Raw genomic sequence first — 16,113 nt, 5'->3', positions numbered from 1 at the left:
GTTTTCAGAAACGAAACATAAAATTAAAAAAGTTTTTCAAAATATTACCATTTTGCGTCAAAAAATGATAAAGTAACAATGTAGGTAAAATTAGATTTACTAGGAGGATTTTTTTCAATGACATTAGTACATGGTACAGAAATCTTCGCCGCTGCACGTAAGGGCCATTATGCAGTTGGTGCGTTCAATACAAACAACTTGGAATGGACTCGCGCAATTTTGAGTGCTGCTCAAGAAAAGAATGTTCCCGTTTTGATCCAAACATCAATGGGTGCTGCTAAATATATGGGTGGCTACGAACTTTGCCAACAATTAATTGCTGCTGAAATGAAGAGCATGGCAATTACTGTTCCTGTTATTATTCACTTGGATCATGGTAACTACGAAGCTGCTAAAGAAGCTATTGCTGCTGGTTACAACTCAGTTATGTTTGATGGTCATGACTTACCATTCGCAGAAAACTTAGCTAAAACTAAGGAAATCGTTGAATTGGCTCATGCTAAAGGCATTTCTGTCGAAGCAGAAGTTGGTTCTATTGGCGGTGAAGAAGACGGTGTTGTTGGCGAAGGTGAATTAGCTGACGTTAACGAAGCTAAGCAATTAGCTGCAACTGGGATCGACTTCTTAGCTGCTGGTATTGGTAACATTCATGGTCAATACCCAGCTAACTGGAAAGGCTTGCACTTCGATCGTTTACAAGAATTGGCTGACGCAATTTCGATTCCATTGGTATTGCACGGCGGTTCAGGTATCCCTCAAGACCAAGTTGAAAAGGCTATCTCAATGGGTGTTGCTAAATTGAACATCAACACTGAATGCCAATTAGCATTTGCTAAAGCAACTCGTGAATATATCTTGGCTAACAAAGACCAAGAAGGCAAAGGTTACGATCCTCGTAAGTTATTGGCTCCTGGTACACAAGCTATCAAAGATACTGTTGAAGAAATCATTGGCTGGATGGGTACTCGTCCAATCAAATTGGTTCCTGAAGAATTATAATTCTTTGATTTTAAATTAAAAAAGTCTAGGCTTGTCCCTAGGCTTTTTTTGTTTGGTTTTCATGATGGCTTAGTGTTGATTCTTTGCAAGCCACTGCGCAAATCATGAAAGCGATAAAATGTTCCCGGTAACTTTCTGCAAGTATCTTGCATTTAGCCCAAAAAACGGCTAAAGTTAGTTACTGAAAGAGAGTTTACTTTTCATTAGGAGGATAATTAATAATGGCTCATATTTCTTTTGATAGTAGTAAATTACGCCCATTTGTTCATGAAAACGAATTGGCAGAAATGCAAGCATTAGTTACGGCTGCTGACACTGAATTACGTGAAGGTACCGGTGCTGGTAATGATTTCCGTGGTTTCATCGACTTACCAGTTGACTATGATAAGGATGAATTTGCTCGGATCAAAGCCGCTGCTAAGAAAGTTCAAAGTGACTCTGATGTTTTCGTTGCCATTGGTATTGGTGGCTCATATTTAGGTGCTCGTGCTGCGGTTGATTTCTTAAACAGTACATTCTATAACATGGCGCCAGATCGTAAAGTACCACAAGTTTTGTTTGCTGGTAATTCAATCAGTCCTAACTATCTTTATGATTTGTTAGAATTAATTGGTGACCGTGATTTCAGTATCAACGTGATTTCTAAATCTGGTACAACAACTGAACCTTCAATTGCTTTCCGGGTTTTAAAGGAAAAGTTAATTGCTAAGTATGGTGCTGCTGAAGCCCGCAAGCGGATTTATGCAACAACTGACCGTGCTAAGGGTGCTTTGAAGTCTGAAGCCGATGCTGAAGGTTATGAAGAATTTGTTGTGCCTGATGATATTGGCGGTCGTTTCTCAGTCTTATCTGCTGTTGGTTTGTTACCAATTGCTGTCGCTGGCTGTGATATTGATCAATTAATGACTGGTGCTGCTGATGCTCGTTCTGAATATTCAAGTGCTGACTTGAACAAGAACGAAGCTTATCAATATGCCGCTTTACGGAATATTTTGTATCGTAAGGGCTACACGACTGAATTGTTGGAAAACTACGAACCAAACTTACAATACTTTGGTGAATGGTGGAAACAATTAATGGGTGAATCAGAAGGTAAGGATCAAAAGGGTATTTACCCATCATCCGCTAACTTCTCGACTGACTTACACTCATTAGGTCAATACATTCAAGAAGGTCGTCGTAACTTAATGGAAACTGTAGTTAAGATCGACGCACCTCGCCATGACGTGGCTATTCCTAAGGAAGAATCTGACCTTGATGGCTTAGGCTACCTTGAAGGCAAGACAATGGACTTCGTTAACAGCAAAGCTTACCAAGGTGTTGTTTTAGCACATACTGATGGTGGCGTGCCAGTGATGACGGTGCGGATTCCTAAGCAAGATGCTTATACTTTAGGCTACTTGATGTACTTCTTCGAAATCGCTGTTGGCATTTCTGGTTACTTAAATGGGATCAACCCATTCAACCAACCAGGTGTTGAAGCTTACAAGAAGAACATGTTCGCCTTATTAGGCAAACCTGGCTTCGAAAAGCTTGGCGATGAATTGAACCAACGCCTATAAGATTATTAATAGCACCAACAAAAAAGACCTCGATAATCGAGGCCTTTTTTTGTTCTTTCCTGCACGCTGGTGGTGTTAACTCTAAAATCTAGTACTGCTGCTTGGACGGAAATTAAAACCATTGGCTGACAAGCTATGCCCGCCAAATCGCCAGGTACCTGCCGTTCCACAACTAAGGAACGACTTAATGACATTATTAGGAAGAATTATCTTTTTTTTAAATAATTATCAATTTATTGAGCAGAACTGGTGCCGTCTGCGTAATTAATATTGTAGCCTGCTTCAACATTAAAAATGTAAGCATTGAAGTGAATATCATTATTGCCAATTGACTGTGCTTGTAATTGGACACCACGCGCGACCAATTCATCGCCACGATAAATTGGCGTGACGCGATAACGCACAAAATTGTTGGCGCTCTGTTTTAAATAATAGGCAATATCCATTTCATAATGTAGCATACCAGGATTATTTAAAGATTGTGTGCCTGTAATTAAATTTTTAGGATTGTTATTTTCGCCGGCTAGTTGAAAACCAATTAAATGACTGCGGTTATATAGCCAGCCGTGAGCAGTTTTTTTATTGTGCCAGCCGGTTGGATCCCAAGTTAATGCCGTCCGTTTGCTTGTAGGCATCAAAGATTGATTAAGCAGTGCGTCAGCTTGGACCGCACGATTGTGGGTGTCAAGATTAGTATAATTCTCCCAAGCGCCTTTCGCAGTGTTTAAGTCATCGGCAGTAAAGACCGGATTATTATTATTAACAGTGATTTCTTGATCTGTTTGATAATTTAAATCAGCTAACTTATTTGCTGCACTATTTGGCTGTGCCGAAGTTGTGGTTGCATCAGTCGTGGCTTGTTTAGCAGCTGTAGATTTAGCCTGTAGATCAGTTAAATCTTTTTTTAGTTGAGAGATCTGCTCCTTAGTGGTTTGATTGTCAGCCTGTAAGTCAGCAATTTTTTCGGTGAGTTTTTCATTCCGTGCAGCTTGCTGTGAGACAGCTTTCTTCTCCTGCAGATAGGCTGATTTATGTTTTGAAGCCAGACGATATGATGATGAAGAACGTGATTTCGCTGCTGCTTGTTTTTGCTGAGCTTCAGAATTACCACAAGCTACTAGAAGGCCTGCAACTAACAGGGTAGTGGTTAGCTTCATAATTTGTCTAATTTGCATGTTTTTACCTCAGCGCCTTTTGATAGCCGGCATTCTGTGCTTCTTTTCACTATTGAAGTAAACGGTGTTAGCAGAGCTCATATGATAGCCTGCTTGGCCGGGAACATGATAGATTTTAGAGCGTGAATTGCCAATGATTTGGCCAGCTTGTCCAGTGGTGACATCGCCTTGACTACCGCCAGTTGTGGCGGCAGCAGTGGTAGCAGCCTGGCTACTACTAGCAGCGCGACTAGCCTCTGCAGCAGCGGCCTGTTTACTTGCTTGTTCTGCGGCAACTTTACTAGAACTAATACTGCTGGCCTCACTACTAGCAGCATCGCTTGCCTTATCTTTATTACTTGAAAGTTCAGCTGCCTGATCTGATAAAGTCGTTGATTCTGATTTAGCCAGCGCATATTCTTTGCTTAAGTCATTTGCTTCGTTTTCAAGGCCAGTGGCTTTTTTGGCTAATTTACGTTGCTGGGTAGATGTAATTTCGGCAACCACTGGATAATGTTTCTGGTCTGCCTGACTAGTGTTGTTTCCAGTAACCCCAGCGCCAATAAAAGAAATAATTGTCACTGCAGATAGACTGATTAGCCACTTACTAGTACTTAAACCAATAAAGGCCGTTGCTTGGTGACGATGATGCTTGTACCACCATGCCCGCGATGGTATGAAAATTAACATGATTAGTGCCAATAAAAATAGCACTACAAAAAAATTACTCATAGGACTCCTCCAAAATTAATTTGCGCTGATCAAAATATTCTGGGATTGTAGCGCTTACAACAATATTGATGCTACCGCTATTTTTGGCAGCTGTAAATAAGGTTTTTAAATTTTTTTGGTTCTAGAAGTAATTAATTAGTGTTAATTGTCATATTCAATCATAGCAAGATAATAAAAAAGTTATTGGCATTATAACGAAGAAATTCGGAATTTGCCATCGTTGTAAGCTTAATAAAATGACCTAATCCAAACTAGTATATTAGGTTAGACGCTGTCGAATTTCATTAGTGTTGCTAAGATTGATGCCATTCGTATTAAAACCAGAGTTAGTTGGTGTTAGAATTGAAACACTGGTATTGCGTAAGAGCGTCCGTGGTAGTTTGCTTGGGGCCACCAAATAAATGAGCATACTCAATAAGACACTGTGGGCAACTAGCAAGACATTACCCTGATGCTGGTCAGTATGCAACTGCTGTAGAATCATTTCTGCACGATTTTTAAGCGTCGTATAATCTTCGGCCTGTTTTGTCGGGTCTGCGGCAGCAAAACTTTCAACCATTAGCGGAAAACCTTGATGTTGATGCCAATAGCTGAAAGTGTTTTTAAGGCCATAACTTGTGATTGCATGACTAAAAATTTGCATATCTGACTGACCTTCAAGACTACCAAAATAATATTCTCGTAATAGTGATGAGGTTAATAGTGGCACTGCTGGCTGCCGGTTAGTCAGAATAATTTCTGCCGTTTCATGCGCTCGGCTTAGGTCACTACTATAAGCAATCGTTAAGGGGATAGGGGCTAATATTTTTTGAACTTGATAAGCACTTTGCTGGCCTTTTTTATTTAAGGGAACGTCCGTTAATCCTTGCAAACGACCTTTTGCATTCATTGCGGTTTGACCGTGACGGACTAAAATTAAGTTTTTCATTGAGAACCTGTCCTTTTTTAAATTAGTGGTGAGTATGCTACAATTTAAGAAGGTAAAGAGAGGAGTTGAATGAGTATGGATCGTTTAGAAATTGTTCAAGCAATTATGACCTTTATTTTAAATAATCAAGATGTTGTTCGGGAACCACGTGTTTACACCAATCAGGTAACTTTTGCGTTTGATGATCGGTTACCAGTTGCCGGTAAAGGGGTGCTTTTTCCAGAGATGCGGCTACATGTTTTTCGCTTGGAACCAAGTTTTGTTAAAGCAAATCGTGATTTAGTTAATCAGATCTTTGCCCAAACAGAAGAAGGACCAACAGCTAGTTATGATCAAGTCTGGTTTACCAGTTCGCATCTTAGTGATCGCAAATTAAATTTGGTGGAGTTTTCTTTTGAATAAGTGGCATTTATTTGGCGATAGTACTAGTTCAGCTGTTTCATTAGCAGTGCTGACAATTGTGTTGTGGTTATTGGAGCAGATGCTGGACTGGTCGTGGTTACACTTCTTTGTTTTGGCTGGCGCAGTGGCGACAATCTTAATGACACTATGGTTAATTCTACAACAATGGTTACGGCATCGCGATTAATTTGTGTTTTTTAGCGGTAAATAGGCAATTTAGACTTGACGTGTCATTTTAGATACGCTAAAATATTTCTTGTGCCTTGATCAATTGCCCGTTGGTCAAATGGTTAAGACGCCACCCTCTCAAGGTGGAGTTACGGGTTCAATTCCCGTACGGGTGATTTATTGGGATATAGCCAAATTGGTAAGGCGGTGGACTCTGAATCCATAATTTCTAGGTTCGAACCCTAGTATCCCAATTAACTTTGAACAGTCGTTTTAATTGACGGCTGTTTTTTTGTGCGCTAAATTGAGGATAACATATTTGGACCAAGTGTTCCGTGGATCAGAGTGTGACAATAGATGGCTGCCTTTTGCGAGTGAGTTTTAGCTGGTTGAAGTCTGTTCTATTTTTTGGTAAAGGGCCTGCTGTCATTATCTTGAGGCAAAAAAATTTTTTAGTGAAATAAAAGAAAAAAAGGCTCTTTGTCAAATCCTGTTGATGAATAGCTTTTACAGAGTTGAAAGTCATGCGACTTTCAACTCTGTTTTTTTCATTGGTTTTGTTCTCATTTGCCGTAACTTAATACGTGAAATCATATGATGATAATTACGGAATCCAAATGCTGTGCGTTGAATTTGTTTAATCATTCGATTCATGCCTTCGACTGGGCCATTCGTATAGTCCGATTCACTGGCGTTGAGTACAACCACTAAGTTCTTTTTGAACGTTTGAAACACTGCTTTCATGTAGGGACTTATATTTTGATTTGTATATAGATCTTCCACAAGCTTGTCTTTGTCTTGATTCTTAAGGTTTTCCATGATGCTTTGCATCGACTCGTACGATGCTTTAAGTTCTTCGTTAATTGTCAGTCCTTGTTCTACACGTTCTAGTTGTGTGAGTTGTTTTCGCAGGTGTCGGTCATAAAAGACATGTTCCTCATCTAGATTTCCGGCATACTTCAAATAAAGCCGCCAGGCGAACTTTAACGTGCGATATTCATAGGATCTTTTATTGTACTTTTTCATGGTTTGCACCCGAGTTTGATTAAAAGCTCGAGTCATCATTGCAACGATGTGAAAGCGGTCGATCACAATTTTTGCCTGCGGAAACATTGCCTTGGCAATGTCTTGATAGTAACTATTTAGATCTACGGTAACTGTTTTGACACGTGCTCGAACACTTGCTGGAAATTGTTTAAAATAATCAGTAATACTTTGCTTGAATCGGTCTGGCAGAATTTGTTGAATTTCGTGCTCACCAGCGCCATTAATACAGATGAAATGGCGCCGACCACCAATTCCTCTAAATTCATCCATGGCGAGATGAACCGGTAGATAGTTAAGATTTCTGCGAAATAAGTCATCATAGTTGTCTAAGTAACGACAGACAGTGCTAGCTGATATGCCGGCATCGATCGCAATGCTAGCTTGAGTGCGGTCGTCTTGTAGACTCATAAACACTTTCTGACGCGTGGCTCGGGAGATACAACAGTACTTGTCTACCACATCAGAAGTAGCCATAAACGACGCTTTACAATTACGACAAATGACGCGTTCTTTATGGAGTTCTAAATAAACTGGTTCACTCGCATTCGCTGCCAGATAGGTCACGCGTGATACGTAGTGTCCATTATGACTTAGCTCGCAAAAGCCACAGTTAGCGCAATGTTTCTGGTCGAACTTAACCGTGGCTATATATACTTTTGCGCGCTTAGCTTTAATCACTTGATAGTTATATTTGTAAAAAACTACATTTGGGTCTTTAATACTGAGCGCAAATTTTATATTATTATCTACAGGGTCCATAAGTTTTCACGTCCTTTAAAAATGATGCTGTAGTGGGTGGATTTTTTAGGTGCGAGGCTTATGGGCCTTTTTTATTTTGCACTAAAAAATCCTGCTAATAGATTACCATGTTAAGTAAGCTATCAACAGGAAAAAGTATAGAACCGAAAAAAAGGGAATAGTACTTGTAAACGAGTGGTGGGATGCTATAATGACACAGTGTCATACGACACGGTGTCATTTTTTTATTTACAAAACATCAATTAGAAAGGAGTGGCTGATATGCCGAGCAGTACCTTTTTTGGACTTCCCGAGGCGAAGCAAGCAAAAATTATTGCTGCTGCTAGAGAGGCTTTTACAAGAGTACCAGCATCACAAGTTACTGTAGCTGATGTTGTCCAATTGGCGCAAATACCCCGTGGTAGTTTTTATCAATACTTTAAAGATAAAGATGATCTTTACTTCTATTTAATCTCTACTTTTAAGCAACATTTTCAAAAGCGATTTGTTGAAATACTTGATCAATTACACGGCGATTTATTTGCTGCATTGAAAGCCATGTTTCATCAAGAAATTTTTACTTTTGTGAATGGTCCCGATAAAAAGCTTTTACGTAATTTATTTATGGATCTTGATTATCGTAATTACCAGCGACTGTCACCAATGCATGTTCGACCTCATCACCATTTCTCACAATGGACTGAGGAAATTAAGGCGCACACAGATTTAAGTTTACTCAATGTAGATGAAGAACAATTCGATTTGTTGATTCATATCTTATTAGGCTTCTTAGGTCATTCAACGGCGCGTTACTTTATGTTACAGAACCAGGAGTTGCCAGTGACCTCTGATGATTTCGATGAACAATTTGATTTGGTTCTAAGCTGGTTTGAAAATGGTGTTTTGAATTCGACAAGGGGGAATCAGGCATGATAAAAATTGCTAAGAATCGTGTGTCCGTTTGGGCAGTTATTGGTGCGGTTCTCTTTATGATTGGTCAAGTTGTGACTAATCTTTACTTACCAAATCTGACTTCGGATTTGGTAAATGATGGTGTTGCCAAAGGTGACGTCAGTTATATCTGGAGTGTTGGCGGTAAGATGTTGCTTGTGTCACTGCTAGCTGTTATTTTTGCCTTCGGTAATGTGTTGTTGGCGGCACGTACTTCACAAACGTTAGGTAAAAATTTACGTCGAGATATTTATCAAAAAGTTTTAAATATGTCTGATGATGAATTTGATCAAGTTGGGACTTCTTCGCTGATTACGCGGACCACAAATGATGTTATTCAAATTCAAAACGTGGCGATGGTGGCTTTAAGAATGATGATTATGGCACCAATCACGTTAATTGGTGCTAGTTTCATGGCCTATCAAAAGGATGCACAATTAACAAGTATTTTCATTGTCGTTATTCCAATTATTGTTGTCTTTATCGGCATTATTATGTATTTTGCAGTGCCATTATTTAAAGCAATGCAAACTAAGACTGATAAATTAAACTTAGTCTTCCGTGAAGGTTTAACGGGGGTAAGAGTTATTCGTGCGTTTGTCCGTGATAATTTCGAACAAAATCGTTTTGATGGTGTTAACCGTGATTATACGAATAATGCTCGGAAAGTATTTTCAATTATGGCCGCAATGTTTCCTGTGATGACTTTGGTCATGAGTGGGACCAACATTGCAATTACTTGGTTTGGTGGTCATTTGATTGCTAATCAGGCGATGCCGATTGGGAATATGATTGCTTTCATGACGTATGCGATGCAGATTTTAATGAGTTTTATGATGTTAGCAATGGTCTTTGTCTTTATTCCCCGTGCACAAGCTTCAGCTGATCGGATTCAAAAAGTCTTTGATTTGAAGACTCGGATTCTTGAACCTAAAGATCCTAAGAAGTTTAGTACTGACGAACCAGCTCAATTGGATTTTGATGACGTCGTTTTCCGTTATCATGGGGCAGAGAAGCCAGCGTTAATTGACGTTCATGCGCATATGAAGGCTGGTCAAACCTTAGCAATTATTGGTGGGACAGGTTCTGGTAAATCAACATTGATCAACTTGATCCCTCGCTTTTATGATGTTGAACAAGGTGCGGTGCGGGTCAATGGGTTAAATGTTGAATCCGTCAGCAAACATGATTTGCAAGATCAAATTGCTTTAGTGCCACAAAAAGCAGTTTTGTTCAAGGGTTCCTTGCGAGATAACTTATTATATGGGAATGCTCAGGCGACTGATGATGAATTGTGGCATGCCTTAGAAATTGCTCAAGCAGCTGACTTTATCCGCGAAAGTGATGGCTTAGATACTTTTGTTGAACAAGGTGGCGATAACTTCTCTGGTGGTCAGAAACAACGGCTAGCAATCGCCCGAGCATTGGTTAAAAAAGCTTCAGTTTATATTTTCGATGATTCTTTCTCAGCCCTTGACTTTAAGACTGATGCTCTATTGCGTCAGGCACTACGTCAAGACAAGACTGTCAATCAAGCCATTATTGTCATTGTAGGTCAACGAGTGTCAACTGTTGCTGATGCTGATCAAATTATTGTTCTTGAAGATGGCAAGATGGTGGGTTTAGGCACACATCAAGAATTAAAAGAAAATAATGAGGTTTATCGCGAAATCGTTGATTCACAAATTAAGGAAGGGAGTGCTTCTAATGAGTGAACAAAATAATCGCAGCAATTCCCATCCAGCTCGACCAATGGGGGGTCACGGTCCCGGCGGTGGGATGGCGCTTCCTGGTGAAAAGGCTAAGAATTTCTGGGGCACTGTTGGCCGTTTGTTTAATTACATGGCTAAATATCGAATTGCGTTAGTAATTGTGATGATTTTCGCTGTGGGCTCGCAAATTCTTCAGGTACAAACGCCGAAGATTTTAGGAAAGGCAACTACAGAACTTTTTAAGGGTGTGATGAGTGGTACGGCAATGCAAAAGGCCGGGATTGCCATGAAAGAATACCCAATTGATTTTACTAAAATTGAATCAATTATCATGACGGTCATTATGATGTATGTGGCTTCGGCACTGTTAAACTTTATCATGCAGTTCATGATGACGCGGATTTCACAGGAAACTGTTTATCGGTTACGCCGAGAAATGAAAGCCAAAATGAAGACGTTACCGATTAACTACTACGACACCCACTCTAATGGTGATATTATGTCGCGGGCCATTAACGATATGGATAACATTGCCGGAACTTTGCAACAAAGTTTGACGCAGTTGATTCAAAGTACGGTGATGTTCATTGGGACTTTGTGGATGATGTTAACAATTAGTTGGCAATTAACTTTAGTCGCAATTGCCACGATTCCGTTAAGCCTAGTTGTTGTTGGTGTTGTTGCACCACGGTCGCAACGGTTCTTCGCAGCCCAACAGAAGAGTTTAGGATTATTAAATAATCAAATTGAAGAGAACTACGCTGGTCATATTATCAATCGTAGCTTTAATCATGAGACTCAAGCCATTAGTGAATTTAATGAAGAAAATGAGCGTTTGTACGCTGCTTCATGGAAAGCACAAATGATCTCTGGATTAATTATGCCATTAATGACTTTCATTAATAACTTAGGGTATGTGTTCGTTGGGGTTCTTGGTGGTATCCAAGTAGCTAATGGGAGCATGTCATTAGGTGATGTGCAAGCATTCTTGCAATATACGCAACAATTCTCGCAACCAATCACCCAATTGGCTAACTTAACTAATACGATTCAAGCAACCGTTGCTTCTGCTGAGCGTGTCTTTGAGGTACTTGATGAGGATGATATGACTGATGATCAGGTTGATCTTCCTGACGTAGCAGCTAGCAAAGATATTTTGACGATGGCACATGTTAAGTTTGGTTATCAAGGCAAAGATTTGCTAATGACTGACTATAATTTAGCTGTTAAACCTGGTCAGATGATTGCTATTGTTGGACCAACTGGTGCCGGCAAAACGACCATTATTAATTTGTTAGAGCGCTTCTATGATGTGGCTGGTGGTTCTATTCGCTTAAAGGGTGTTGATACGCGGAATATGAAGCGCGAAGATTTACGCCGTCACTTTGCGATGGTACTTCAAGATACTTGGCTCTTTACTGGGACAATCTATGATAATTTGAAGTATGGGCGTGAGGATGCCACTCATGATGAAATTATTGCTGCAGCTAAAGCAGCTCATGTTGATGAATTTGTCCGGCAGTTGCCAGATGGCTATGATACAGTCCTAAATGAGGAAGCTTCTAATATTTCCCAAGGACAACGACAATTGTTAACTATTGCGCGGGCTTTTGTTGCCGATCCTGAAATTCTAATTCTTGATGAGGCGACATCTTCTGTTGATACACGGACTGAATTACACATTCAACATGCAATGGGCCGTTTGCTTAAAGGTCGGACTAGTTTTGTTGTTGCCCATCGTTTGTCAACAATTCGTGATGCCGATAATATCTTAGTGATGAACCACGGCTCAATTGTTGAAACTGGGAATCACGATCAGTTAATGGCTAAGCAAGGATTTTATGCTGATTTGTATAATTCACAGTTTACTGGCAACGTGGAAATTTAATGGGGAAGGAAGTCAATCATGAAAATTAAAAAGCTTGTGGCTAGTCTTGCCCTATTAGTAGTTGGTGTGATTGGTTTAGCTGGGTGTCAAAGTAAGCAGCCTAGTTTAAAACCAAGTGCTCAGACATTTAAGCCTGATGGCATTGTCACTGTAGTTAAGGGAACAGCTTCAAAAAATGCTGCTTTAACTTATCAAATTGGTGCTGGACAAACGAAAAAAGTTAATAATCAAGATGGTACTTTTGTGATCCAAGTACCTAGCCAATTAAAAGCGACAAAAGTTAAACTGGCGGCCAAGCGTCGCGGCGTGACCACGACCAAAACAGTGACCGTTGCTAAAGCAAAACCATTAGCAAGTTATCCTAAATTTGCGATGACCTATAATGTTATTAACCAGCAAATGAAAACAGGTGCTAGTGTGTTGCCGATGCAAATTAAAGATGGGCTGACTGATTTAGTTAATGCTGATGGCTTGCGGATTCGCGTCAATGTTCAGAATCAACAATTGGTTGGTGTGGCCTATGTGTTTAGTGTTAGCAAAATGAAATCAAAAACTGAAATGAAAAAGTTTGCATTACAACTGGTTGCCTTATCAAACAGTGTTGGTGCAGATGGTAAACAGGTTTTGAAAGATTATCAAAAACTTGCTAAGAAAGCCGAAAACGGGCAAACCACGATTGATAACATTCATAGCAAAGGGGTTACCTTTGAAACTAATTTCTCGACTAAAGCACTTTATATGTATTTAGTAAAGAAATAGGCTGAGCTGATTTTAAACGAAATTTATAATCAAATAATAAAGTGAACTTTGGCTGCTGAAACGTGTTCTCAAAAGAACAGTCAGTGCCGCTTAGTGACACAAAGAGCGTCCAATTCGTCAGAAGAATTGGGCGCTCTTTTTACGTTACTGCTGACCGGCTGACTGCCTTTTGTCATATATTAGCTAGCGTTAGAACCAGTTAACTTTTTTTGAAGAATCACCGAGCTAATTAGCGTTAGTCTGCTTTTATATGACCCAACGCTAATTTTTATTTGGCCTTGCTTTGAAAATGCTATACTAAAAGTTAGAGGGTGATGTGATGTATCCAAGGACGCAAGCACTATTAAATAGCTTATTACAGCAGCAGATTGTTCCTGGCTTAAGTTATGCACTGATTAATGGTCAAACAGTTATGACGAAAGTGCAAGGAGATAAACAATGGTTCCCAGAGCCGGAGCGCTTACAACCAGGCTTACTTTATGATTTAGCTAGTCTGACGAAAGTGGTCGGAACGGCGACGGTTGTTTTTGAACTCATTGCGGCAGGTAAGTGTCAGCTTGATGATTCGGTGCAACAATATTTACCAGCTTTTAAGGACCACCGTGTGACCTTGCGACATTTATTAACGCATACGTCAGGTATTGCAGGCTATATTCCGCATCGCAATCAATTAAGTGCAATTGATTTGCAGGCGGCTTTGTTGGCTTTACCAGTGACGGCCACTTTTGAGCGCCAAATGGTTTATACGGATGTTGGTTTTCTGTATTTGGGTTGGATTGTCGAAGCAATTTGTCAGCAACCAATTCAGACAGTTATTACGGAACGAGTCCTTCAGCCACTACGTTTATTCAACACGACCTTTAAACCAGTTGCTAGTCGCTGTGTCCCGACTACTTATCAGGCTGGTTACTTGCGTCAAGGACAAGTTCATGATCCCAAAGCTCAAATTTTAGGGATGCATTGTGGTTCTGCGGGGCTATTTGCTGATTTAAATGATTTGGTGACGTTTAGTCAATGGTATCTTGGTCAGCGCCCTGATTTACCGGACTTGCTGAGTGCAGAATTTCGGCAAAGTTTGCTGCAAGACTGGACTGGACACCAACTGGGCCGATCCTTGGCTTGGGCTTTGCGATCGGCAGTCGATGGGCATCAATTGCTATTTCATACTGGCTTCACGGGGACATTTTTGTTATTAGATTTGCAGCGACAGCAGGGGTTGATTGTGCTAAGCAATCGCGTTCATCCCCAACAAAAAAACGATCGCTTTCTCATCGCTCGAGAAGCCATCGTTCAATCGTTTATTCAGGAACTAACAGATTAATAGCCTGCTGCGATAATACCCTGTTCTGCCAGTTTTTTACGTAAAGCTAACATTGCTGTATAGGTTGTCAAGATGTAAAGATGTTGATTGGGAATAATCCCAGCTTGGTCAATAAAAGCGTCCAGAGAATCACTAGTGATCAATTGCGCATCACTGGCACCAGCAACTTGAAAACGTAAATGAATATCAGGCTCCCGCTCACCACTTAAGATGATTTGCGGGATTTTTTGATAGGGCAGGTTTTCAAATTCACCATCCCAAATCCAACTCGTGTCACGACCATCAGCTGGATTGGCATTTAGCAAAAATCCTAGCGAAAAAGGTTCGGTGTCTGTTTTGATCAAATCAAAAACTTGATTTAAGCCAACCGGATTTTTAACAAGAATAATGGTTGCATGTTTGCCATTAAGTTTAATTACTTCCTGACGACCGAAAACTTGTTCATCATGATTAAAAGCCGCAATTATTTTTTCAGTGGGAATGTTAAGAAAATGGGCTGCACTAAAGGCGGCTAGGGCATTATAAATATTATACATGCCACCGACGTGAATAGTTAAGTCGGTGTTATTGATCCGAAACTTTGAGAAAGTTGGTCGTAACTCTTCAATGGCAGTCACTTCGTCAGTTAATTCAGGTCGCTCGAAACCACAATTGGGGCAAAAATAATCACCAAGATTGGCATAAGTAATACTGTGGTAATGTAAAATGTGTTGGCAAACTGGGCAAAGCACGCCATCAGAATTAAAACTAGCCCGTAAATCTGCCGCAGAACCGTTTTTATCGGCAAAGCCATAGTAGACAATTGGATTTTTTAACTGCGCGTCATTAAAAATTGGCGCATCACCATTGACGATTAGCGTTGCGGTAGGTGCCAGTTTCACGCCATCAATAATTTTCTTGTAGGTGGTATAGATTTCACCATAACGATCCATTTGGTCACGGAAAATATTGGTCAGGACAAAGGCTTTCGGGGTGATTTGGGCACAGACCGGCGCGACGTTAGCCTCGTCTACTTCTAGAATAGCCAGTGGTTTGGCGCCAGGCTTTGGTGCCGCCAGAAAAGAAGTGACGATTCCCTGAAGCATATTTGAACCACTGGGATTTGTCAGCACGTCTGGCTGTACTTGCTTGATGATTTTAGTCAGTAGTGAGGTCGTCATGGTTTTGCCATTGGTACCTGTAACGATAATCACGTCATATTTGGCACCTAAATGTTTAAGGACTTGTGGGTCAATTTTGGTGGCTAATTTACCTGGCAAGGAACTGCCACCACTGCGAAAAGTGTGCAGAAACCAGTAACTACTACGGCCAACTGCTTTGGCTAGGACAGAATTTAAAGACATGAACTTTTCCTCGTTTATTTAAAATTTCTTCGTTAAGTTAATATTATTTAAGTATGGTTAGTTTTTATCAGTGTTAACCGGCTGATAATTAAACTAATCGCTTTTTATTTTACCATATTGAACCGATTTTTTTACTGATTAGGTGTTGGCAAACTGGATAAGCCGATTGTTGCTGGCTAGGTTCACTGAGGGTTAAATATTTTCTAAGTTTTGAAATGTGTTCGGGCTGGTAAATGGCTAGGCTTAACTTAAATAATGCTTCGATCTGGTTGCACCAGCTCAAATCATTATTTGAAGTTAGGCTACGCCAAAAAAACACCAGCCCTCACACTCTATCTGAAACGTGTTCGGGTTGCCAAATGGCTATGGCTAATTTAAATAATTACTCGATCTGCTGTGCAGCTCAAGC

Annotated in this window: 14 protein-coding genes and 2 tRNA genes; 11 read left to right on the top strand and 5 right to left on the bottom strand. The window is 40.2% G+C overall.

All coding sequences use genetic code 11. The features are described from left to right. Positions 1–117 precede the first annotated feature (117 nt). Positions 118–999, top strand: coding sequence for a class II fructose-1,6-bisphosphate aldolase (fba, locus tag EKM81_RS01510; protein ID WP_125647379.1), 882 nt, complete (start codon positions 118–120; stop codon positions 997–999). A 221-nt stretch (positions 1,000–1,220) separates the two neighbouring features. Continuing rightward, a complete protein-coding gene (locus EKM81_RS01505; RefSeq protein WP_125647376.1) occupies positions 1,221–2,561 on the top strand; it encodes a glucose-6-phosphate isomerase in 1,341 nt (446 codons plus the stop codon). Between the two features lie 233 nt (positions 2,562–2,794). Here the strand turns inward: EKM81_RS01505 and EKM81_RS01500 are convergent, their stop codons facing one another. The 3 genes from EKM81_RS01500 to EKM81_RS01490 all read right to left on the bottom strand — a co-directional run bounded on the left by EKM81_RS01500 (position 2,795) and on the right by EKM81_RS01490 (position 5,375). Then, positions 2,795–3,736 (bottom strand): DNA/RNA non-specific endonuclease, encoded by a 942-nt coding sequence (locus tag EKM81_RS01500; protein WP_225420142.1) that lies wholly within the window; start codon positions 3,734–3,736, stop codon positions 2,795–2,797. Between the two features lie 9 nt (positions 3,737–3,745). Next, positions 3,746–4,447 (bottom strand): hypothetical protein, encoded by a 702-nt coding sequence (locus tag EKM81_RS01495; protein ID WP_125647373.1) that lies wholly within the window; start codon positions 4,445–4,447, stop codon positions 3,746–3,748. 259 nt (positions 4,448–4,706) lie between these two features. Continuing rightward, positions 4,707–5,375, bottom strand: a complete 669-nt coding sequence (locus EKM81_RS01490) for a histidine phosphatase family protein (RefSeq protein ID WP_125647370.1) — start codon at positions 5,373–5,375, stop codon at positions 4,707–4,709. Positions 5,376–5,450: 75 nt separating this feature from the next. Between EKM81_RS01490 and EKM81_RS01485 the strand changes: the two genes are divergently transcribed. The 4 genes from EKM81_RS01485 (at position 5,451) to EKM81_RS01470 (ending at position 6,199) form a co-directional block, all read left to right on the top strand. Continuing rightward, a complete protein-coding gene (locus EKM81_RS01485) occupies positions 5,451–5,777 on the top strand; it encodes a hypothetical protein (RefSeq protein ID WP_125647367.1) in 327 nt (108 codons plus the stop codon). Continuing rightward, a complete protein-coding gene (locus tag EKM81_RS01480) occupies positions 5,770–5,964 on the top strand; it encodes a hypothetical protein (RefSeq protein ID WP_125647365.1) in 195 nt (64 codons plus the stop codon). Before EKM81_RS01485 ends, EKM81_RS01480 begins: the two co-directional genes overlap by 8 nt. Positions 5,965–6,049: 85 nt before the next feature. After that, positions 6,050–6,121, top strand: a tRNA-Glu gene (locus tag EKM81_RS01475). 5 nt (positions 6,122–6,126) lie between these two features. Continuing rightward, positions 6,127–6,199, top strand: a tRNA-Gln gene (locus EKM81_RS01470). A 268-nt stretch (positions 6,200–6,467) separates the two neighbouring features. On the opposite strand, the gene EKM81_RS01465 is transcribed toward EKM81_RS01470, so the two are convergent. Further along, positions 6,468–7,751, bottom strand: coding sequence for an ISL3 family transposase (locus EKM81_RS01465; protein ID WP_125647362.1), 1,284 nt, complete (start codon positions 7,749–7,751; stop codon positions 6,468–6,470). A gap of 261 nt (positions 7,752–8,012) precedes the next feature. Between EKM81_RS01465 and EKM81_RS01460 the strand changes: the two genes are divergently transcribed. From EKM81_RS01460 to EKM81_RS01440, 5 genes are all read left to right on the top strand, one after another. Beyond that, positions 8,013–8,663, top strand: coding sequence for a TetR family transcriptional regulator (locus EKM81_RS01460; protein WP_125647359.1), 651 nt, complete (start codon positions 8,013–8,015; stop codon positions 8,661–8,663). After that, positions 8,660–10,396, top strand: a complete 1,737-nt coding sequence (locus EKM81_RS01455; protein ID WP_125647356.1) for an ABC transporter ATP-binding protein — start codon at positions 8,660–8,662, stop codon at positions 10,394–10,396. The genes EKM81_RS01460 and EKM81_RS01455 overlap by 4 nt, the downstream gene beginning before the upstream one ends. Then, a complete protein-coding gene (locus EKM81_RS01450; RefSeq protein WP_125647353.1) occupies positions 10,389–12,281 on the top strand; it encodes an ABC transporter ATP-binding protein in 1,893 nt (630 codons plus the stop codon). Before EKM81_RS01455 ends, EKM81_RS01450 begins: the two co-directional genes overlap by 8 nt. Before the next feature lie 18 nt (positions 12,282–12,299). Next, positions 12,300–13,040 (top strand): hypothetical protein, encoded by a 741-nt coding sequence (locus EKM81_RS01445; protein WP_125647350.1) that lies wholly within the window; start codon positions 12,300–12,302, stop codon positions 13,038–13,040. A 319-nt stretch (positions 13,041–13,359) separates the two neighbouring features. Continuing rightward, positions 13,360–14,361 (top strand): serine hydrolase domain-containing protein, encoded by a 1,002-nt coding sequence (locus tag EKM81_RS01440; RefSeq protein WP_164509153.1) that lies wholly within the window; start codon positions 13,360–13,362, stop codon positions 14,359–14,361. Here the strand turns inward: EKM81_RS01440 and EKM81_RS01435 are convergent. Next, positions 14,358–15,704 (bottom strand): Mur ligase family protein, encoded by a 1,347-nt coding sequence (locus EKM81_RS01435; RefSeq protein ID WP_125647345.1) that lies wholly within the window; start codon positions 15,702–15,704, stop codon positions 14,358–14,360. The two genes, EKM81_RS01440 and EKM81_RS01435, sit on opposite strands and share 4 nt — an antisense overlap. Positions 15,705–16,113: the final 409 nt, after the last annotated feature.

The sequence above is a fragment of the Lapidilactobacillus gannanensis genome (assembly GCF_003946675.1).
Taxonomy (GTDB): domain Bacteria; phylum Bacillota; class Bacilli; order Lactobacillales; family Lactobacillaceae; genus Lapidilactobacillus; species Lapidilactobacillus gannanensis.
This window is presented reverse-complemented; position numbering and strand designations above follow the sequence as displayed.